The sequence below is a fragment of the Nocardia sputi genome, from assembly GCF_023501985.1.
In genome coordinates, this window is the sequence record NZ_JAMFLC010000016.1 from 17648 (window position 1) to 38294 (window position 20647).

Sequence of the window (20647 nt, forward strand, 5' to 3'; positions counted from 1 at the left end):
ACCGCTCACCATCGCCCGATCCGGTGTCGACCGAATACGCCGGAAGGGTCCGCGGGAGGACGACGATTTCGTCGGCTATCGCCGGAGTTTGTCCATCGCGCGCCTGGCCTGCTGTTCGGTAGTCCGCTGGATGTCATCGATGTCGGCGGTGGTTGTGGGCGCGACACCATGGGAGTGGCTGAATTCGAACCTCATGGACACTTCGATATAGAGGTTGTCGTCGAGGACACCGATCTGATAATCGACCCGGGTATTCTCCCCGAATTCGATGACATCGCGCTCGAAGTATGCTTTTTGCCCGAGATCAGGCACGCCACCCCTCGACCTGTACTCCATGTGAGGCTCCCATGAGGGGTTCGCCTGGCTCTCATAGACGGTGCCGGCACGGCGGTGTGATGGCCATACGGAGGTGGAGACGGAGATCGTTGCGTCTATGGCCGTTCCCTCTATCTCCGGAGCCTGTGCATACCGACCGCGCATAACGCTCGATGCAGTGCAGTCGTGGTAGCGATCGCCGACAACAGGGTTGTAGTCTCCCTCTCGCGTGGTCGACTCGGTGCCGGTCCATCTTCGTAGCACCGAGCCGTCGATGAGGCCGCAGGGGTCCGTCGCGTTTTCCGCGGCGTAGGTCGTCTTCGTCCAGGGCAGCTTGCCGGAGGACACCGAGTCGAACGCGATGACGGCGACCGCGACGACGACCATTCCCGCAATCAGCAGTGAGATCCACAGTATCCGGCGCGATACGCGTGGCTTGCCCATCCGTGGCGTGACACCTCGCCACGGCTGTGCGCTGTCAGGGTGTTCGGTGGGAGACATCAGGATCCATTCGTCCGCTGTGTTTCTGCCACGTCATGATCTCCGGTCGAGCTAGCGAAGTCCTTAAGGCTCGGTTGTCACCAGTGAGTGACATCGGATCCACGTCTCTGCCCCTGGAACGCAGTTCCTGGCGTACGCGGGCATGCCGCAGTCCTGCCGAGACGGCGCCGACCATAAGCAGCTGTCGCTGGAGCGGTACGTCGCGGACGGCTTCGGCATCGACCTGCCCCGCCCGAGGATGCGGCCAATCCATGGCGACGCAGTGGATCCACGGCAGCCCAGAAGTGCGTTCGAGCCGGAGACCGTCGAGGACGAGGACAGCCGCCGGCGGAGAACGAACGGATGGATCCCGCACGCGGGCCACGGAGCCTGTGGGCAACCCAGTGCTGAGCAGGGGCGTCCGCAGGCTGAAGACAGCGGGACCGGCGCTGCTATCCGTAGCGAATTCGCAGTGCGCCCGGACAGGCTCTGTAGTTTCCGCCCATGGCGCCGAACCGGTCGGCGAGGTGAGCGTCACCGCGCGGCAGGCACGGTCGGTCCTCGCCTGGCTACAGCAGCCCGATGGAGCTGACGTCAGAGACAGAGATGCCCGACAGGCGTGGCTCTAGGCTGGCTGGGTGGAGTTCACAACGGATTTCGAGCGCGGTGGGTGGCTGCTGGCGCGCGTCGGCGAACACGGGGTCGGCGGCATCGCGGGTACCGGCTTCGAGGCTTATGCGCGGATCCTGCATCCGGTCGAGGCGACCCGCCGCGACGTCACGGTCACCGACGAGTGGGGCAATCCGGCGATCGTGGAGGAGGCGATGTGGCCGTGGGCCGAGGTCGCCGCGCGCAACGGCAGAGTGATGCATCCGTTGGTGCAGTGGCGCAACCTCACCGATGATGAGGACGAGGCGGCGATGTCGTTCGACGACGGCTGGGAAGTCGGCCAGACCGTCGAGGGATGGTTCGACCCGAGCCTGCTGGCCGCGCTCACTGTCCACCTTCGCGCAGCCACCGAGACACCGGAAGAGGTGACGGCTGGAGTTTGGAATGGATTCGGCGAGTTGCACACATCCTCGGGCGCGGTGTTCGTCGCCTCCACCGACGGCGATCCGCGCAACCTCGAGCGCGAGCGAGCTCGAATCGACGCCGAGCTGGCTGCCTCTGTCTCGCCGCAAGTCGGACGGGCGGTCGAGGCGGGGCCTTTCCTGCAGTGGCCGGGACGCGACTTCATGCTGTTCGACACCAGTCTCTCCGAACTCGCCGACCCCAGGTGGGTGCATGCGGCGGGCCTGGGATGGACGACCGACTTCCCCGGAGTGACGCCGCAGCTGCTCTGGCCGGCCGACCACGCATGGGTCGTGGCCAGCGAGATCGACTTCGACTCCACGATCGTCGCCGGCTCACGTGCTCTGATCGACGCGGTTGTGGCCGACGATCGTTTCGAGGCCTTCGAGATCACCGAGAATTCGGATCTGAGCTGGGACGGCGACACCATCAACCCCGCGCCGAAGGACTGAGATGTCGGCGAGGACTCGACCAGGGCGTGCAACCGAGGTCCACGACGACCTCACGAACAAGGCGGCAGTACTCATGGACTCGGCGGCCGCACGCCTCGAGACGGCTCACTAGTCCGCACGAGGAGCAGTGATCGGACGGCGACCGATGATTGCGCCCACGCCGACACCCGCGGTCCACTCGCCGAGCACACGACCTCCACGCGACCAGCCGGGGCCGGAGCGTGCCGGTGAGCCGGAATATGTCGTCGGCATGTGGATCCTGCATACCTCGGACGACATATCGGGTTCCAGATGCGCGGCATGCCCCTGCTGGCTGCCCAACAGCAACCCGCCGACTCGTCAGCCCGTGGGCTGACAGGTCGTTCCGCGTCGAAGGTTGACGCGGAGGATTGCATGCCGGGCCGTTCTACTGACGGGGCCGGATGATGATCGCCGCGCGCCTATACCAGAAATTGGCGGTGTTTCCTTCATTGCCCATGTAACCCTCGATTTCCGACGCGAACGGCTCCAGCGTCGACTTCGATCCGCCCGTACACAACTCCTCATCCCGGACCTCCCGCACAGCGGGCACACCGGCCGCCCCTGACCGGTCGATCAGCCACGTCAATGTGATGGTCGACCAGCGCAACTCGCCGAGATCTTCCGATCCCGGGACCAAAGGAAGGCTGGAGCGCACCGGAAGGCTCGCGGGGTCATCGGGCACAGGCTCCACCATTTCCCCGTCTTCATCGAACTCCACGTCAGCACTTTCGACGCATTTCCACCCGTCCTCGACGCGCTCCCAACGTTGGCGATAGATCATCATCCACGAGGTGTAGTCCTCCTCGTAGGAGTCCTCGACCTCCGCGAGCGCCAGCGACGTGTCGTATCCCGCGATGTCGGCCGCCGCGAGCATCAGCCCAGCACGTGAAGCATCGCCTCCCTTGAGCTGATCCCATCCGAATCCGTGCTGGGAATACTGATGATCCAACAGGTAGACGAGTTGACGAGGTGGGCGTTTCGCCGGCTCGCCGTGCGTACGCCACGTCGGCAATTCGATCGGTGTGGTGAAATGCGTCCGTAACTGCTCGGCCAGTAACGCGACCGACGGATGCATAGCGAAAGCGGCGGCGTCCGGGCCGGTACGCCCCTTCGCCACCAGGTTGTAGGTCAGCGTGATCCGGAAACCGTCGGTGACCGGCAGCACCTCATGCTCGCAGTCGCCATAGAACGCGACGAACGACAGCTCCTCCGGCGACCCCTGGTCGGTGACCTTCGTCCCCTGTTGCTCGATCACCAGCTCCCCGCCGGTGAACGCCGAAGGCAGAGTCACCACCAACGTGCCGATCATGCCGTCGGCCTTCTCCGAATCCTGATGACGCCGAAAGAATTGTCCCGGCTCATACACCAGCATCGAATGCAGCTCCGCCGACAACTCGCAGTCCGGCGCCAGACCTAGCTCCGACCGCAGTATGTCCAGCATGGGCAGCAACGTCTGGCGCCACTGCCGCTCGTCGACCGTTACCCGGTCCGGCGGAATCTCCCAGGTGTCGCGCACGTTCGCGTCCAGTAGGGTCTGCTCGCGCAATCCATACCGCGCCGGCCGCGCGACCTCGCACAGTCGCCGCGCCTGAGCCGGCGTCACCGGCAACCGGATCGGCCCCACCCCATCTACCTCGATCACCAGGTTCTCCGCCGACCCGGTCCGACGCGCAGCAAATGAGCCCGCCGACGACGCCGAACCCATGAGCTCGCCGATCACCCGTAAAGCCTTGTCCGTCATGCACTTCTCCCATGTTCGACAACGTTCGCGGGCATACTCTCAGGGCCCACCGACGATCCAGCCCCGATGCCGCACCTTCGGAACATCGGGGAGGTGAGTCGGCCGGGTGTCGGGCTGGTCTACACCGTAGGCAGGTAAGCCACTACCGCACTACAACGGCCCGGTTACAGGGTTTCAGCACACCGCCCATTTGCACGGCCCCTAAGCCAGATGACATCTGGTCTACCCTGCTGGCCGCTGTTCGGATCGCCGCCTGCGTCCAGAGATACCAGTGCTCACCTGACCGGCCGGCCCTCACCGGCGGTCGTTGCGTCCATCTCGCGGTTGGTTCGTCTGAGGAAGCGGACTCGCATCCGCCCGGGTGTGAGAGCACTTCTTTAGAGAGGAACCTTTTCGATGACCATTCACCTGTTCAACGACCTCGCTGACCGCGTCGGGGGTGTGCGATGACCGCCCCGGCGGTCGTGGTCGAGGATCTGCACGTCGCCTACGGCAGAACCTGGGCGCTCGACGGTGTCGACCTGGAAGTCGCTGCTGGGACGACGCTCGGGGTGCTCGGCCACAACGGCGCCGGCAAGACCACCCTGATCCGCGCCCTCACCACTCTGGTGCGGCCCACCGTCGGCCGCGTGCAGATCGCCGGTCTGGACGTGATCGCCGATGCCACCGAGGTTCGCCGACGCATCGGGGTGACCGGTCAATATGCCGGACTCGACGCATTCCTCACCGCCCGGGAGAATTTGGAGCTGATCGGCCGCCTGAACGGGTTGCGCCGCACCGCCCGTACACGTGCCGACGCGCTGATCGACCGGCTCGGGCTGGGTGAGTACTCGGCCCGGCGGGTCGGGGAACTCTCCGGCGGCTCCCGCCGCCGTGTCGATCTGGCCGCAAGCCTCGTCGGCGACCCGTCGGTACTGTTCCTCGATGAGCCGACCACCGGTTTGGACCCCCTGGCCCGTGCCGGACTATGGGACGTCGTCGAGGAGCTCACCACCGCGGGCACCACCGTGGTGCTCACTACCCAATACCTCGAGGAAGCCGACCGGCTCGCCGACCAGATCGTGGTCCTCAGCCGTGGCCGGGTCGCCGCCCGAGGCACCCCTGCCCAGTTGAAGCGGATCGTCGGCGGCAAGGTCCTGCACGCCACCGTCCCCGCCCGGCAGATCGCGGACCTGCCCTTCACCCCGGACACCGAGCGAGTCGACGGCACCCGGGTGCGGGTGTCGGTCACCGTCGATGACGCCCCCACCGCGACCGCGCTGGTTGCCGACCTGCACCGCGACGGTATCGAGGTCACCGACCTGGATGTGACTTCCCCGAGCCTCGATGACGTCTTCACTCACCTCGCCCACACCACAGGAGCCCACCGATGACCACCACGACGACCGCGATCGGGCGTTCCCCGATCGGAGACCAGCTCGCCGCACTGACTGTGCGGAACCTGCGCACCAGCGCCCGTGTCCCGCAGTTGCTGATGTTCTCGCTGACCATGCCGATGGCGATGCTCGTGCTGTTCAGCCAGGTGTTCCGCAGCGTCGCCGCCGGGCCCGGCTTCCCGGCCGGGGTCAGCTACATCGACTTCCTGACCCCGGCCATGCTCGCGGTCTCCACGGTGATGGCCGGCACCAACGCCGGAGTCTCCGCCGCGATCGATCACACCAACGGCATGCACGACCGCTTCGCGGCCCTGCCGATGCGAGCGACGTTACCCGGGATGGCGCGCACCATCAACGAGGCCGTGTTCACCCTCGCGCGAGCCGCGCTGCTCGGGATCGCCGCCGTCCTGTTGGGTTTCGACTTCCACGGCAACGCGATCGATGCCGTCGCCGCGGTGATGGTCCTGGTCGTGCTAGCGGGAGCGATGAGCGCCCTGTTCGGGCTGATCGGGGACCGGCTACGCCGCCCGGACGTGGTCCAGTTCGCCGGAATGATGGTGATGATGCCGCTGATGTTCGTCTCGAGCGCGTTCGCGCCTATCCAGACCATGCCCGGCTGGATGCAGGCCATCGCGACGGTGAATCCGGTCGCACACGCCACCGACGCCCTGCGCGGGCACGTGCTCGGCACCGCCACCGTCGCCGACACAGCCACCGCCCTGGTCGCGGCGACGGGACTGTGGGCCGCGGTCACCATCATCCCCGTTCTGACGCGTCTGCTTCGGCCGGCGAGCGCTCGCTGAAGACCACTCCCATGTCCCTACCTCGCGAAAGGGGTAGGGCTGGTTGTTTCAGCGGATTTCGGATGTCGTTCATGCTGGAACTCGGCGACGACGAGGCGAGGCGAGAGGGTAAGTCCGCTCGGCGAATTCCGACCTCACGCGTTCCGGTACCACTGGTGGCGCCAGACCTTGACCGCGGAGGCGAGCAGCAGCGCGATCAGAATCGGGATGAGCGCGGCGCTGGGGACGACGCCGAGCAACAGCCCACCGATGATGGTCCCGTGATCGACCCGGCGGCCATGACGAGGACGAATCCGATGTCGGCGCGCAGGATCTGGAAGCTCTGGTCCCGGCTGGAGCGGGCGAACGCGACCAGCATTGTTGGCAGCGAGACCATCAGCGATAAGCTCCGGCGACTTTGATGTCGACTCCGAACAGCAGCACGATCGTCGGGATCAGCAGCTCCCCGCCGGCTACACCCATCAACGCGGCCACGATCCCGATGCAGACACCGGCCAGTGCCGCGCCGCCAACCCGCGCCGCCGTCGGCAGTGCGAGAGTTCCGACCTGGCCCAAGTGACTGATTGCCAGGGCTGCGGCGATGGGTGCGCGAATGAAGCGTTGTCGCCCAGTCGGCCCCGAGCCAGGCCCCGGCGAGGCTGTCGATCAGCAGGTTGGCCGCAATCGTCCAGTGCTGGCTGAGCTCGTCGTAGGGTGAGGCGGTCAGCCGAGCCAGGAGCGCGGTGAGTACGACGATCAAGCTCGTCGCCTTGCTAAGGATCACCGCGTGCAGGCCGCGAATCCGAACAGCCCGACCAGCAGCGGCAACCGGAACTCCCCGCCACCGATCCCGATCAAACCGCCCAGGACGCCGATCACCGCACCCGAGCCGAACACCAGCAGCAGCGCATCGCGCCGCGCTGCGGCCGATGACGTCGATGCTGCCGGGTCCTCAACCGCCTCGCTCACACGGTGAGACGTTAACGCCCCGCACTGGGGCCTCCCGGTCATGGCTGCGGGGATCTCAGAGTTCACCGATATCAAATCTCGCAGTTCGATGCGACGTCGGGATGCAACGATCAGCGGCGTCGAGATCCACCTACCGTACGGGCACAGGTGGGCTGCTGTTTCAGCGGATACGCCCGCTACAGGCGTCGATGGCGCTCATGTGGTGGCGTCGAGCAGATGCAGTTCCTCGGCCACGATCAGATCGACCTCTTCGTCGGTCAGATCCGACAGCAGATGTGTCGTCAGCATCGCTCTCACCTCCTCCCCGCGCTGACGGGGTCTGTCGAACCAGAGATCCGAAATCGACTTCGACACCCATACAGACGTGACACTCCGGATCGGGACGCACGGATGCGTCCGATCGCGGTCAGCGCCGTCGGTATCTGTGCTGAGGAATCAAGGCTCGCCACCACGACGGCAGGCGAGGATGCTGGAGAGGGAGAGGAACCCCGATCATGAGCCAGCCAACGGCCACCACCGCGACCACACCACAGCCGCATCCTGGCGATCTCGACCAGCTGTGGCGCCGCTTTTCCGGCGACCTGCGGGCCTTCATCGCCCGCCGTGTCTCACGCCCGGAAGACGCCGATGACATCTTGTCGATCGTGTTCCTGCGGATGGCCAGAAGCTTGGACGATCTGCGCGAGCAGGGCCGGCTGCTTGGCTGGATGTATGCCATCACCCGCAACGCGATCACCGACTACTACCGTTCCGCGGCCCATCGCCGCGAGTTACCCGTCGACGCCGTCCCGGACAACCCCTCCGCGCACGGGGATGAACTCGAGAGCGACGCGGCGGCGGAGAAAGAACTCGCCTCGTGTCTGGTGCCGATGCTTGCCGGGCTGCCCGCCGAGCAGGCCGCGGCGGTGAAGATGGTCGACCTCGACGCGCGCACGCATGCCGCGGCTGCCGGTGAGGCGGGTATCTCGGTCTCCGGGATGAAATCTCGCGTGCAACGCGGACGCGCCGCCCTGCAGGCGCGATTGCGTGCCTGCTGTCAGATCAGCCAGGACCGCACCGGCCACGTGCACGACTACCAGCCCCGCGACGGAGCATGTGGCGGCGCGGCCAGCAGCGACGGGGGCTGCGGCTGTGGTGCCACACCACCCTCCGCCCCGTAGACCGGCACACCGGTTCAGCAACGCCCCGCCGGTCAGCCGCTGGATCACCACGATCGGACAAAGGCGCGGTGCGAGCCATACGAGGCGCGCACCGCACCGTGCCGGATGAGGGGCTACTGGCAGCCGCAGCCGCTGCCTGCCGTGGCCGCCGGAGCGCAGCACCTCGCCTTGTCGCTGGCATCGCAGCACGTGGTCTGCCGTTCGGTGCTGCAACACGCCGGTGCCGCAGACTGCCGTGATGCGTCCATGCGTTCTGCCGCCGAGGACTGGAATTCATTCGGGTGGGTCATGGTGACTCCTGGCTTCGTGGGGATGGGTACCAGGACAGACGGAGGAGAACAGGAAAGGACGCACCGGAAGTCGCCGTGGATGCTCCTGTACCCAGCCGAACGGGATCGCCGCATCATCCGTACCGCCATCGCCCCTGCTCACCGACCTCGCCGACGACGCCCGTGAACTCGGTGATCTCGCTCAGGCATGGCTGGATCGCTGGGTCGCAGGCACCCCCGATCGTGCCGTGCGTATCGCAGGGTTCATCGCCTGGACTCGGACACACAAGCTCACCACGGGGCTGCGCGTCCACCAGCAGACCTCACCGTTACCGTTGATCACGATCGACGCCGATAGCCATCGCCAAGCACTGCAATCACTGTTCGACCCGAACTCCGTTGTGCCACTGGATGTCCGGGCTGCCGGAGCGCTGGTACTGCTCTACGGCTTGCCAGTGACGCGAATCCACCGCCGGAGCACCGAGGACATCCTCGACATCGGCGCCGATTCCTTTTCTCGACCTCGACCGGCATCCGGTGCTGCTGCCACCACCGCTGGCGCAGATGCTGCGCACGCCGGCTCGCAGACCTCGACGCGCCGGGCCCGCTGCACCGCGGCAGTTCTTGTTCCCCGGTACCCGCACCGTCGACGCGCCGATTGCGGCTGGCACGCTCACGACCAGGCTCAACGCCCATGGAATCAGCGTGCGCGCGCATCGCAACAGTGCGCTGATCGAACTGGCCAGCGAGCTCCCAGGGCCGCTTCTGCCGCACACCGCCAACTTCCACATCTCCACCGCGGTGCGCTGGAGATCGCTCGCAGCCCGCGACTGGACCCACTATCTCGCAGCGCACGAACGTCATCCGACCGGTTGCGACCGATCCCAACGAGCTATCGGTACGAACGGCTCACGAACCCGTCGGGGCGGACCAGCACCGTCCCGTACGGCCAGCCATCCACGAGGTGCACCGGAACGTCGGCCTCCACGTCGGGATCGGCCGTGAGCACGCACCACTGCGATCCGACGAGATCCAGCGTGGACACCCCGTCGGCCACCCACATGTGCGGCAGGCGGGACCCCGGCGCTCCGTCGAGGTCGAGGGCGACGTCCTCGGTGGAGGGGAGCTCCGCGCCGCCGTACCGGTATCCCATGTGCACCACCGGCGCGTTGATCACCCCCGCTGCCTTGCGCGCCTGCGCCATGTCCTTTCCCCAGTGCAGGGACGGATCGTCGAACCGCAGGCGCGCCTGCTCCATCGTCATGAGCGCCACCGGATGGCGTTCCGCGTGATAAGTCTCCAGCAGCTCGGGTCCGGCTTCACCGCGCAGCACGTGCGCGAGCTTCCACGCCAGATTGTGCGCGTCGGCGACGCCGGCGTTCAACCCGAACGCGCCCAGTGGGGGGATCGCGTGCGCCGCGTCGCCCACCAGGAAGACCCGCCCGACGGAGAGCCGATCGGCCACCTGGCCGCGTCCCCGGAACCGCAGCACACTGCGGATCTCCACCTCGATCGACGGGTCGCCGAGCGCGGTGCGGATGAGGTCGGGAGTCGGCTCCGTGTCGAGACGGGTGAGGAACACCCACTCGCGTTCGCCGTCGACGGTCACCAGCAGGCCGGTCGCGTCGGGATGCTCGATATCGCACATCGCGAACGACTTGCGCGGACGCAGATCAGCGCCGAACAGAACACTCGTCGTCTCCTCACCGATCACACCGGGACCGGTGAGGCCGATGCCGAGGACCTGCCGAACCCGGCTGCGCACTCCGTCGGCCGCCACCAGATATCGCGCCCGCACGGTACGCCCATCGGACAGAGTCGCCGTGACGCCGCCGGAGTCCTGCTCGAACGAGTCGAGCGCCACGCCGAACTCCACGTCGCCGGCCTTGGTGATCAGCACGCGGTCGAGCCGGTTCTGTGGGCAGGTGCCGCGGATCCGAGCCGGCGTGTAGGTGAGTTCGTCCGCGGTTTTCGTCTTCCACTCCGCGCTTTCGGTGAAGTCGGCCTCGGCGAGTGTGCGCCCTCTGATCTTTCCCGCCCGCAAGTCGACCGCGGCCTCGTCGACCGCTTGCTCCAGGCCGACCTCGCGCAGGATCTCCACCGTCCGCGACCCGATGCCGGTGGCCCTGGGGTGGGGCGACAGCTCCGGCTTCTCCTCGACGACGAGGGGCTTGACACCGTGGTGGCGCAACAGCACCGCGAGCATCAGCCCAACGGATCCGCCGCCGGCGATCAGAACATCAGTGGATACAGCGTGCCCGTTCATGGGCACACTGTATCCACTCCAGTAGACTCTGTCCATGTCGCTTATCTGGGAGCGTGAGCCGTATCGGCCGAAAAGGCAGGCCCTGACTGTGGAGCGCATCGTGGACGCGTCCGTCGCCATCGCCGATGCCGAGGGGCTCGACGCGCTGTCGATGCGCCGCGTCGCCGCCGAGTTGTCGACCGGCACAACCTCGCTCTACCGCTACGTGGACAGCCGCGACGACCTGCTCGACCTCATGGCCGATGCGGTACAGGGCGACCATGTGCCGCTGACGGGAGACTGGCGCGCCGACCTCGAGGCGTATGCCCACCACGAGCGCGAGCTGTGGTTGCGGCACACCTGGCTCGCCCCGCTGCTGGCCACCCGGCCATCGCTCGGCCCCAACTGGCTACGCGGTCTGGAACACGCCCTCACCGCAGCCGGGCCGCTGACCGCCGACATCGCCGACGCGGCCTCGGCCGTCGGGCTGATCAGGGATTACGTTCGCGGCGCGGTCATGCGCGAACTCGCCGAGAAAGAGACCCAGCGGCGCACCGGTCAGACCGAGGAGCAGTGGCGCGCCGCCGTCGCCCCCTACATGCGCAAGGTCATCGAGAGCGGCGCATATCCCCGGCTTTCGCGCATGACCGAATCCGCTGACCTGAGCCCTGCTGAACAGTTCTCGTACGGGTTGCGCCGCATCCTCACCGGGATCGCGGACTCTCAGCAGACGGCAAAGTGATCACGAACACGCTTCGAGGCACCTGCTGCACGGTTGGTTGTTGTTCAGGTGATTACTGCAGTTTCCCGGCCACCGGAGCCTGCATCGCCAGCAGCCGCACCGCGGCGTGCGCGTACTCCTGGCTGACGGTGGCGGTATCGGCGCGGACGTCGATGGCGTGTTCGGCGAACCGGCCTCGCCGGTGTTGCAGGCGGGGCCGGTGGCGCTGCCGCCGGCAGGGGGAAATCGTGTGCTTGGTTCGGCGGCAGCGCGCGTATCCGAGGCGGGCGCCGGCCACCGGAGGTGACCGAAACAGTCGCACCCACTCGGGTATTCGAAATCGGCGCAGCACCTGTTACACCCGACTCGCCGAAAGACATGTGTGCACCGAGGTTTCAGGCACACGCAAGGCAGAACGTTCATCTGCGTGGTCTCGGGCGCTTCTCCTCGCCTGGGGCTTCGCATGAGGACGGCCACCGTCCAGCAGCGCTGCGCGGCAAGTAAAGCCATGGGCACGACCTCCGACGCACCCGTCATCCAGACGACACCACGGTGATGGCAGGCCCGCTCAATCCACAACGAACCCTTCAGAGGGCGGGCCTTCATCGACATCAGGTGGTGCGTCGGTGCCGGTATGTCGGTGCGGCCCCGCAGCACCGATACCCGTGCGGATCTACACCAGCATGCATCGGTGGGGGTGCGGACACAGGGCGCCGACGCGGGGCTGATGTTGTGGTCGGCTACGAGTCCCCGCTGCCGGGGAGTCGCTCAGGTGAGGCGGCGACTTCTCGAGCGCTAGCCGACAATCACAGATCGACGGTGGATCCGGACGGCCGCGACCGGAGTTTCGAGGCGTAGACGGCTGCCTGGGTTCGCCGTTCCAGGCCTAGTTTGGCGAGCAGGCGGGATACGTAGTTCTTCACCGTTTTCTCCGCGAGGAACATGCGCTGAGCGATTTGCCGGTTGGTCAATCCTTCACCGAGGAGGTCGAGAAGTTTGCGTTCTTGATCGGTGAGTCCGGCCAGGGGACCGTCGTGGTGGGTATTGGCTCGCAGCCGCTGCATCAGAGCGGCGGCGGCGCGGTTGTCGAGCAGTGAGCGGCCCGCGCCGACTTCTTTGATGGCTTTGGCGAGTTCCATGCCCTTGATGTCCTTGACGACATAGCCGCTGGCTCCGGCGAGGATGGCGTCCAGCATGGCCTGTTCGTCGGTGAACGACGTGAGGATGAGGCAGCGCAGATCGTCGAGTTTCGACAGCAGGTCGCGGCACAGTTCGATGCCGTTGCCGTCGGGTAGGCGCACGTCGAGGACGGCGACGTCCGGCCGGAGTGCGGGGATGCGGGCGAGGGCCTGGGCGACGTCGCCGGCTTCGCCGATGACGGACAGCTCCGGGTCGTCGGAGAGCAGGTCGGCGAGGCCGCGGCGGACTATTTCATGGTCGTCGACCAGAAACACCGTGATCATGGTGGTGTCCAATCCGGGGGAGGAGATGCGTGGTCGACACTACGCATCGGTCGGCACGCTCGGTACCGACCGAAGTCCTCTTCCCGGCGAACCGGCATCAGAACATGGCCGCTGCTCGGGCGGCCGCGTGAATTGTCGCGGAGTGTGTCAGCCTGCCGGACCGACGCTCCACGCCGGGCGTACGGACACGATCGGGTCAGCGCGTCGGTGCATCGGCGCTGGTGAGTCCTTCGGCGATCAGGATCCGGTGAGCTTGCTGGGCGGCGGATGCCTGAGCGGGGTCTTGGGGTTCGCTACCGGAGATTTCTTCGAGGCTGCGGGCCAGAACGGCGACCGCGTCGGTGAGTGCCCGTAGCCGGTTGTCCAATGCGTCGAGACGAGACGGTTCCGGACGCGTGGCTGTGGTGGCCTCCGGCAAGGCGCCGGTGCGGTCGGTTCCGCGCAGTACGGCCCGCAGATCTTCCGGCAACAACGCGAACACGTGATCGAGTTGCCCAGGAGAGAAAAGGTCGGCCAGCGCGTCGGTCACCGCGCCGGCCAGTGCGTAGGCCTCCTCGCGGGAGACGCCTGCTTCCTGGGCGAACTGACCGAGGAATGACGGCACGTCGTGCGGCACGGGGACACGGGCGGGAACCCAGCCCTCGTAGAAGATCCCGCGGAGGAGTTCGGGTAGTTGGGCGCTCAGGTGCGCGGCCGCGTTCACGCCGATGCGGTCACGTACGGTGTGCAGCCAGGCGCGTAGCGCGCGGTGTGCGAATGCCCGGTCGTCGGTGGCGAGTCCTTCGGTGACAGTGCGCAGCCACTCGTGCGCGGTGTGTATCGCTGGTGCGAGTGGGTCGCGATGGTAGCTCATGGGGGTCCCTTTCCCGGGTGAATCACGGTTGACCGTGCCTGCGGCAGCCGCAGGCCTCGGCCGATACTGCGAGACTCCTCGCCTCGGCCGGAAGGGGTCAGAGGACTCGTGCCCGCACTGACGGGACCATGGTCACCCCTGACGCTTTCCCGTCCCGACAACGGCCGGGTAAGGGGCAACGGGAACCGGTGATCAGTCGCCGCGCTGACGTTTTCGATACGCGCGCACTTTCGAGATGCTGCCGCAGGCGCGCCCGTCGGGCGTTTCGGCATACATAGAGCACCAGGTGCGGCTGCGGTTGCGGCTGTGGTCGTAGAAGACGTTGCGGCAGTCGGGGCACGATTTCAGCCGGGCCCACTGATGCTCCGCGAGTGCGGCGGCGACCATCGCCATGATGGTCGCCGCCGCGCCGTGGTCGCAGGGGCGGTAGCGCAAGGGTTGCGCTTCGTCCTCGACGGTCACGTTCACCGGGTGCCGTTCGAACCATTCGCGCAGGCCGGCCGGGGACGGCTGACCGAGTGCCGCGCGGAGGTCGGTGCGCAGCGCGAGCAACTCGTCCAGATCGTGCGTGCGCGGGAGCGGAATGTCCGGCAGGGCGATGCGCCAGTCCGCGGCCCGCGTGATCAGCGAAGGGAGATCGTCTGCGGGCGTTCGGGTCTCGTGCGGTAGCCGCCAGGTATTCAGGAATGTCCGGACCTGCTCGAGGCGACCGGGAGCGTTGCTCGTCCCCGACATGTTTACCAGTGTAACTGTTGACCGGTAAAGGTCGAAATGCTTACCGTCTAAGACTATGACTGGTAACAAATCGGCTGTGCTCACTCGGCGGGCGGGCTCCGCGCCGCTGCGGCATGCCAGGGCCGCGGTGGCGGTCTTGTTCGCCCTCGGAGGGTTCGTCTTCGCGGGATGGGCGGTGCGCATTCCCGCTGTAGCGCACCGCCTGCACGCCGCACCAGGCGAGCTCGGTTTGGCTCTTCTGACCATGTCGGTCACAGCGGTGGCAACGATGTCGGCCGGTGGGGTGATCTGTCGACGCTGGGGCGCCGCCCGGGTGGCGGCCGTGGCGGCGACGATGCTGTCGGCGACGGTGGTACTGCCGCCACTGGCGACGTCCGTGCCGCTCCTCGCTCTGGCGTTGGCCGTCTTCGGCGTGGCCTTCGGAGCGCTCGACGTCGCCGTCAACACGGTAGCTGTCGACCTGGTCGCCGCGCTGGAACGCCCGCTGATGCCTGCGCTGCACGCGGCCAACAGTCTGGGCAGCCTGGCCGGGGCCGCGGTCGGTGCGGTGCTCGCCGCACACCTCTCGCCTGCCGGGCACCTGCTGTCGGTGGCTCCGCTGGGCGTCGTGCTGGCCTCGGCGGCCGGGTGGGTATTGAGCGCTGACCCCGTTCCCCGCGCGCCGTCGTCGCCATCCGGCTCGGCAGCGGGGAATCGCCCGGCCTGGATCGTCGCGATGTTCGGTGTAGTCGGGTTATGTGCGGCCTTCGCCCAAGGCGGCCTGGACAATTGGGTGCCGCTGCATCTGCGCGCGGATCTGGGGGCGACCGAGGGGCTGGCGGCGGCGGGGTACGGGCTCGTTCAGGGCGCCATGACAGTTGGCCGGTTGGCGGGGGGCGCGCTGATCGCCGCGGCCGGGCCAGGGTGTGTCCTGCTGACCGGCGGTCTGGCAGCGTGTTTCGGGACGACTGTCGCCGCGCTCACGTCCTGGCCGTGGCTCGCGCTCGCGGGTCTCGGCATCGCCGGGCTGGGGCTTGCCAACCTCTTTCCGCTCGCGGTCGCGGCGGCGGGGGCTCGCGGCGGCTCGAATGGCGTTGCGGTCGCGACCACCCTCGGCTACGGCGGGATCCTGCTGGCGCCGCCGGCGATCGGCTTCGCCGCCGAGGTCGCCGATTTGCCGCGAGCGCTGCTACTCGTCCCGGTGCTCGTCGCAGGCGCTACCGCGGTCGGATACGCGCTCCGCCGCCATACATAGACTTTGCGATCCACACCGAACCGAACCTCACGGTCAGTCCGCCGGACGGGCGCCCCGGATCGACGTATCCGTTCGCGACATCCCGCCCAGGCTGGGCGGCATGACACACCTCCTCGTGGAAAAGAAGGCGGCGAGCGTGACACCGACTGCCCGGTGGACATCACCCCGCCCGTCACGGCTTACCGAAAAGTGGGTTACCAGGGCAGAACTGCGCGATGATGGAGGGGTGCGCACCCGCTACCACGATCACCTCGAGCAGTTGGCCGACCAACTGCGGGTGATGTGCGTGCGCAACCGCGAGGCCATCGCGATGGCCACCGACGCGCTCCTCGGCGCCGATCTGGAGCTGGCCGAACGGACGATCGACTACTGCGCCGAAACCGTCGCGATGCGTGAGGACACCGAGCACGCCGCGGTCACGCTGCTGGCGCTCGAAGCCCCGGTCGCGGGAGAACTGCGGCAGGTGGTGACCGCGCTGCAGCTGATCGATGACCTGACCCGGATGAGCACGCTGACCGAACACATCGCCCGCGCCGCCAGACGCCGCCATCCGGGCGGCGCGGTCCCCGCAGCGGTGCGAAACCTGATGAGGCACATGGGTGAGACGGCCGTCGACCTCGCGGATGCCGCGGTCGGCGTGCTGACCACGGCCGATCCCGTCGATGCCGCGGACCTCGATGTCCGCGACGACACCATGGACGAGCTGCACCGAGACCTGTTCGCAGCGGTTCTCGCCGAGGGATGGGACAACGGCACCACCGCGGCGGTCGATGTCACCCTGCTCGGCCGCTACTACGAGCGCTTCGCAGACCATGCGGTCGAGGTCGGCCGCCGCACCCTTTACATGACCACCGGCCACCGCCCCGACGACACGGCCACGAAGTCCCCCGTCTAGGACTGCTACGCAGGTCCGCCCGGCGAGGACTGTTCTCCCGGGGCGTGCCCAGCGTCGCTCCGGCCTGTCGGTAAAAGCAGCCAGGCCGGCCCCGAAGGGCCGGCCTGGAGTTCACCTATAGCTCAGGCAAGGTCGAAAGCTCAGGCAAGGTCGAACCGGTCGTTGTCGACCACCTTCACCCACGCGGCGACGAAGTCGTTCACGAACTTCGCCCCGGCGTCGGCCTGCGCGTACACCTCGGCCACGGCACGCAACACCGAGTGCGACCCGAAGACGAGGTCGTTGGCGGTGGCGGTCCACTTGGCTTCGCCGGAGGACCGGTCGAAACCCTCGTAGACGTTCTCCGCCGACTCGGACGCCTTCCACTCCGTGTTCTGGTCGAGGAGGTTGACGAAGAAGTCGTTCGTCAACACACCCGGCCGGTCGGTGAACACACCGTGCGTGGTGCCGCCGTAGTTGGCGCCCAAGGCGCGCAAGCCGCCGATGAGCACCGTCAACTCCGGAGCGGTCACGTCCAGCATGTACGCGCGGTCGAGCAGCAGGCGCTCCAGCGGAGCCTTCTCGCCGGGCCGCACATAGTTGCGGAACCCGTCGGCCCGCGGCTCGAGCACCGCGAACGACTCGACATCGGTGTTCTCCTGGGTCGCGTCCGTCCGGCCGGGCGCGAACGGCACCGTGATGTCCTGCCCGGCGTCCTTGGCGGCCTTCTCGACCGCCGCGGATCCGGCCAGGATGATGAGGTCGGCGAGGGAGACCTTCTTGCCGCCGGAAGCCGAGCTGTTGAAGTCCTGCTGGATCTGCTCGAGCACCGGCAGCACCTTGGCCAGCTCGTCGGGCTCGTTGACCGCCCAGTTCTTCTGCGGCTCCAGCCGGATCCGAGCACCGTTGGCGCCACCGCGCTTGTCGGTGCTGCGGAAGCTGGCCGCCGACGCCCAGGCCGTCTTGACCAGCTGCGCGACCGACAGGCCGGACTCGAGGACCCTGCTCTTCAGGGCCGCGATGTCCTGTTCGTCGATCAGCTCGTGATCGACGGCGGGAACGGGATCCTGCCACAGCTGCGGCTCGGGAACCCACGGGCCGAGGTAGCGGCTGATCGGGCCCATGTCGCGGTGCAGCAGCTTGTACCACGCCTTGGCGAACGCCTCGGCCAGCTCCTCGGGGTGATCCAGCCAGCGACGGGTGATCTCCCTGTAGATCGGATCTTCCCGCAGCGCCAGGTCGGTGGTCAGCATGGTCGGAGTACGCGCGGGCCCGCCGAACGGATCCGGGATGGCGCCCTCGCCTGCGCCGTCCTTCGGCTTCCACTGCCATGCTCCGGCGGGGCTCTTGGTCAGCTCCCACTCGTAGCCGTACAGGTTCTGCAGGAAGCCGTTGCCCCACTTGGTCGGGGTGGACGTCCAGACGACCTCCAGGCCGCTGGTGATGGCGTCTTTACCCTTGCCCGTGCCGTAGGCGCTCTTCCACCCCAAGCCCTGCTGCTCGATCGGGGCGGCTTCCGGTTCGGCGCCGACCAGGCTCGCGTCCCCGGCGCCGTGGGTCTTGCCGAAGCTGTGACCGCCGATGATCAGCGCGGCGGTCTCCTCGTCGTTCATCGCCATGCGGCCGAACGTCTCGCGGATGTCCCGCGCGGCGGCCACCGGATCCGGCTGACCGTTGGGCCCTTCCGGATTCACATAGATCAAGCCCATCTGCACGGCGCCGAGTGGACCCGTCAGTTCACGGTCACCGCTGTAGCGCTCGTCGCCGAGCCAGGTGTCCTCCGGACCCCAGAAGACCTCTTCCGGCTCCCAGATGTCGGGGCGGCCGAAGCCGAAGCCGAAAGTCTTGAAGCCCATCGACTCCAGGGCCACGTTGCCGGCGAACACCAGCAGGTCGGCCCACGAGATCTTGTTGCCGTACTTCTGCTTGACCGGCCACAGCAGTCGGCGCGCCTTGTCCAGGTTGGCGTTGTCCGGCCAGCTGTTGAGTGGTGCGAAGCGCTGGGCGCCCTGCCCGCCGCCGCCGCGACCGTCGGCAATGCGGTAGGTGCCCGCCGCGTGCCAGCTCAGCCGGATGAACAGACCGCCGTAGTGGCCGTAGTCCGCAGGCCACCAGTCCTGTGAATTGGTCAGAACAGCCGTGACGTCGGCCTTGAGGGCGTCGACATCGAGTTTCTCGAACTCTTCGGGGTAGTCGAAGTCCTCACCCAGCGGGTTGGACTTGGACGAATGGGCGTGCAGCACCGAGACATCGATCTGCTCCGGCCACCAGTCCTTGTTGCTGCGGGGGCGATGATCCGTCTTCGCAGTGGGGGACGGGATCGCCGGGTTCTCGCTCTCGCTCGCGCTGCGAGTTTCGGTGTCAGGATTGGGCGGGCGGCTATCGGATGACACAGCATTCCTTCCTGAATGAGTGATGTGGGCTGCGATCACGAAGGTGATCGGGAAGCCTGTGTTTCCACACAAGCGGGACACAGGCCCCAGTAGATGACCTCGGCCTCGTCGATCGAGAACCCGCTGTCATCGGATGCGGTCAAACACGGGGCATCGCCGATGGCGCAGTCGACATCGGCGATCACCCCGCACGCCCTGCAGACGACGTGGTGGTGATTGTCGCCGACTCGCGACTCGTAACGTGCGACCGACCCGGACGGCTGAATACGCCGAACCAGGCCGGTCGCGGTGAGCGCGTTCAACGAGTCGTACACCGTCTGATGGGACACCTCTGGCAGATCGGATCGAACAGCGCGGATGATCGACTCCGTGTCGGCGTGCGGGTGGTCGTGCACCGCGCTCAGCACCGCGACCCGGGGACGGGTCACACGCAGCGAGACCCCCCGCAGCATCTGCTGGAACTCCGAGGCCGTTGGCATGCACGGAAGTCTCGTCCCTTTTCTGGAACGAGTCAAGAGTCTGTTTCCGGAGCCGTCTGGGCACCCCCAGGGGCCTCGGCGTGCTGGGCTCGACGCCGCGGCCCTGGCTCGTGTCGTGCGGTGTCGCGCTGAACCATCACCTCATGGCAGGGGCAATGCCGCGGAGAGCATTTCGATCCCTATTGTCGAGTGACCGTTTCGATTTGCGGCTGATCATATGGAAGCTGCATCCGATGCAATTTGCCATCCTTCGCCGAGAATAGCGCCGCGCGGTCACGATCGTTCACCGACCGCGCGCGCCGCAATACGGTATCGAACGTCCCTTCGATCTGTTCCCACTTCATCGGCCCGGATGCGGGTGCGGTGCCGTACGCCGAAGAGTTCGGCCCCGCACCACCGTGTGTTTTCCTCCTAGGAATGCCGAGTGTGCAGGTAGAGGTCGCGCAGCAGGCAGACCTCGGACAGGTGGTGGATCAGCTCACGGTGGATGTGCAACACCAGATCGGCCATGGGCAGTTCGGGGAAGGGCTCTGTCGCGCCGATCGGGACCCGCAGCCCGGGCTCGCCGAGCCCGCGCACCCCGGCCAGCCACGCCTCGAGCTGCGTCTCGAGCTGATCGAGCGCGGTGGCCGCGTCGCCCGCGTATTCCCACGTCTCATACGATGCAGCAGGCCCGCCGAAGTGAGCCGCGTTGCGCGCTGCGAGCACCCCGACGATGACGTGACCCAGGCGCCAGGCGATCGTGGTGAAGGGCGGGGGGACGGGTTCGGGAAAGGCGAAGTCGATCGTGAAATCACCGGCGCCGGCCTGCATGGGCGCCGTCGAGTTGCCGCGCGGTCGCACGCTCCAGGCGTCCGGCACCGGCGACCAGAAGTACTCGTCGTCGGTGAGGCCGTCGAGGCGGCCTCGCAGCTGATGGTTCCAGTGGAATTCCCATTGCTCGCGCAGCCTGCGATTCCAGTCGAATTCATCTGCATCCATACGACCACCCTGACACCTCTGGCGGACAGTATC

The 20647-nt window shown here is 67.1% G+C and carries 20 protein-coding genes; 8 read left to right on the forward strand and 12 right to left on the reverse strand.

Features of this window, described 5'->3' with window-relative positions; translation table 11 throughout:
• Positions 1 to 75: 75 nt before the first annotated feature.
• Positions 76 to 759, reverse strand: a complete 684-nt coding sequence (locus M8859_RS20930; protein WP_159930891.1) for a hypothetical protein — start codon at positions 757 to 759, stop codon at positions 76 to 78.
• A gap of 674 nt (positions 760 to 1433) precedes the next feature.
• Here M8859_RS20930 and M8859_RS20935 point away from each other — a divergent pair.
• The gene (locus tag M8859_RS20935; protein ID WP_159930892.1) at positions 1434 to 2318 is read left to right on the forward strand and encodes a hypothetical protein; all 885 of its coding nucleotides are present in this window, start codon (positions 1434 to 1436) and stop codon (positions 2316 to 2318) included.
• A gap of 406 nt (positions 2319 to 2724) precedes the next feature.
• On the opposite strand, the gene M8859_RS20940 is transcribed toward M8859_RS20935, so the two are convergent.
• A complete protein-coding gene (locus M8859_RS20940; RefSeq protein WP_195071963.1) occupies positions 2725 to 4080 on the reverse strand; it encodes a 2OG-Fe(II) oxygenase in 1356 nt (451 codons plus the stop codon).
• A 446-nt stretch (positions 4081 to 4526) separates the two neighbouring features.
• On the opposite strand from M8859_RS20940, the gene M8859_RS20945 reads away from it, so the two are divergent.
• The 3 genes from M8859_RS20945 (at position 4527) to M8859_RS20955 (ending at position 6660) form a co-directional block, all read left to right on the forward strand.
• Positions 4527 to 5453, forward strand: a complete 927-nt coding sequence (locus tag M8859_RS20945; protein ID WP_159930222.1) for an ATP-binding cassette domain-containing protein — start codon at positions 4527 to 4529, stop codon at positions 5451 to 5453.
• On the forward strand, positions 5450 to 6259 hold the full coding sequence (locus M8859_RS20950; RefSeq protein WP_159930221.1) for an ABC transporter permease: 810 nt from the start codon (positions 5450 to 5452) through the stop codon (positions 6257 to 6259). The genes M8859_RS20945 and M8859_RS20950 overlap by 4 nt, the downstream gene beginning before the upstream one ends.
• A gap of 62 nt (positions 6260 to 6321) precedes the next feature.
• Positions 6322 to 6660, forward strand: coding sequence for a hypothetical protein (locus tag M8859_RS20955; RefSeq protein ID WP_249644740.1), 339 nt, complete (start codon positions 6322 to 6324; stop codon positions 6658 to 6660).
• On the opposite strand, the gene M8859_RS20960 is transcribed toward M8859_RS20955, so the two are convergent.
• Positions 6635 to 6814, reverse strand: a complete 180-nt coding sequence (locus M8859_RS20960) for a hypothetical protein (protein ID WP_223514550.1) — start codon at positions 6812 to 6814, stop codon at positions 6635 to 6637. The two genes, M8859_RS20955 and M8859_RS20960, sit on opposite strands and share 26 nt — an antisense overlap.
• A 204-nt stretch (positions 6815 to 7018) precedes the next feature.
• Positions 7019 to 7207 (reverse strand): hypothetical protein, encoded by a 189-nt coding sequence (locus M8859_RS20965; protein ID WP_201295390.1) that lies wholly within the window; start codon positions 7205 to 7207, stop codon positions 7019 to 7021.
• 494 nt (positions 7208 to 7701) lie between these two features.
• On the opposite strand from M8859_RS20965, the gene M8859_RS20970 reads away from it, so the two are divergent.
• The gene (locus tag M8859_RS20970) at positions 7702 to 8367 is read left to right on the forward strand and encodes a sigma-70 family RNA polymerase sigma factor (RefSeq protein ID WP_159930220.1); all 666 of its coding nucleotides are present in this window, start codon (positions 7702 to 7704) and stop codon (positions 8365 to 8367) included.
• Positions 8368 to 9528: 1161 nt separating this feature from the next.
• On the opposite strand, the gene M8859_RS20975 is transcribed toward M8859_RS20970, so the two are convergent.
• Positions 9529 to 10902, reverse strand: coding sequence for an FAD-dependent monooxygenase (locus tag M8859_RS20975; RefSeq protein WP_195071964.1), 1374 nt, complete (start codon positions 10900 to 10902; stop codon positions 9529 to 9531).
• A 34-nt stretch (positions 10903 to 10936) separates the two neighbouring features.
• On the opposite strand from M8859_RS20975, the gene M8859_RS20980 reads away from it, so the two are divergent.
• Positions 10937 to 11623 (forward strand): TetR/AcrR family transcriptional regulator, encoded by a 687-nt coding sequence (locus M8859_RS20980; protein WP_249644741.1) that lies wholly within the window; start codon positions 10937 to 10939, stop codon positions 11621 to 11623.
• A 52-nt stretch (positions 11624 to 11675) separates the two neighbouring features.
• On the opposite strand, the gene M8859_RS20985 is transcribed toward M8859_RS20980, so the two are convergent.
• The 4 genes from M8859_RS20985 to M8859_RS21000 all read right to left on the reverse strand — a co-directional run bounded on the left by M8859_RS20985 (position 11676) and on the right by M8859_RS21000 (position 14653).
• Positions 11676 to 11900, reverse strand: a complete 225-nt coding sequence (locus M8859_RS20985) for a hypothetical protein (protein WP_159930217.1) — start codon at positions 11898 to 11900, stop codon at positions 11676 to 11678.
• A gap of 508 nt (positions 11901 to 12408) precedes the next feature.
• Entirely contained in the window at positions 12409 to 13065 is a 657-nt protein-coding gene (locus tag M8859_RS20990; protein ID WP_159930216.1) for a response regulator, read from the reverse strand.
• A gap of 196 nt (positions 13066 to 13261) precedes the next feature.
• Positions 13262 to 13918 (reverse strand): DUF2267 domain-containing protein, encoded by a 657-nt coding sequence (locus tag M8859_RS20995; protein WP_249644742.1) that lies wholly within the window; start codon positions 13916 to 13918, stop codon positions 13262 to 13264.
• Positions 13919 to 14110: 192 nt separating this feature from the next.
• Complete coding sequence (locus M8859_RS21000; RefSeq protein WP_159930214.1) at positions 14111 to 14653, reverse strand: CGNR zinc finger domain-containing protein; 543 nt, start codon at positions 14651 to 14653, stop codon at positions 14111 to 14113.
• 55 nt (positions 14654 to 14708) lie between these two features.
• Here M8859_RS21000 and M8859_RS21005 point away from each other — a divergent pair, with 55 nt between their 5' ends.
• Together M8859_RS21005 and M8859_RS21010 are read left to right on the forward strand one after the other, a co-directional pair.
• Positions 14709 to 15887, forward strand: coding sequence for an MFS transporter (locus M8859_RS21005; protein WP_195071967.1), 1179 nt, complete (start codon positions 14709 to 14711; stop codon positions 15885 to 15887).
• Between the two features lie 226 nt (positions 15888 to 16113).
• The gene (locus M8859_RS21010) at positions 16114 to 16782 is read left to right on the forward strand and encodes a phosphate signaling complex PhoU family protein (RefSeq protein WP_159930225.1); all 669 of its coding nucleotides are present in this window, start codon (positions 16114 to 16116) and stop codon (positions 16780 to 16782) included.
• Between the two features lie 140 nt (positions 16783 to 16922).
• Here the strand turns inward: M8859_RS21010 and katG are convergent, their stop codons facing one another.
• From katG to M8859_RS21025, 3 genes are all read right to left on the reverse strand, one after another.
• Entirely contained in the window at positions 16923 to 19154 is a 2232-nt protein-coding gene (gene katG / locus M8859_RS21015; RefSeq protein ID WP_195071969.1) for a catalase/peroxidase HPI, read from the reverse strand.
• Between the two features lie 35 nt (positions 19155 to 19189).
• Positions 19190 to 19633, reverse strand: coding sequence for a Fur family transcriptional regulator (locus tag M8859_RS21020; RefSeq protein ID WP_195071970.1), 444 nt, complete (start codon positions 19631 to 19633; stop codon positions 19190 to 19192).
• A gap of 411 nt (positions 19634 to 20044) precedes the next feature.
• Positions 20045 to 20614 (reverse strand): DinB family protein, encoded by a 570-nt coding sequence (locus tag M8859_RS21025; RefSeq protein ID WP_159930210.1) that lies wholly within the window; start codon positions 20612 to 20614, stop codon positions 20045 to 20047.
• Between the last annotated feature and the right edge of the window lie 33 nt (positions 20615 to 20647).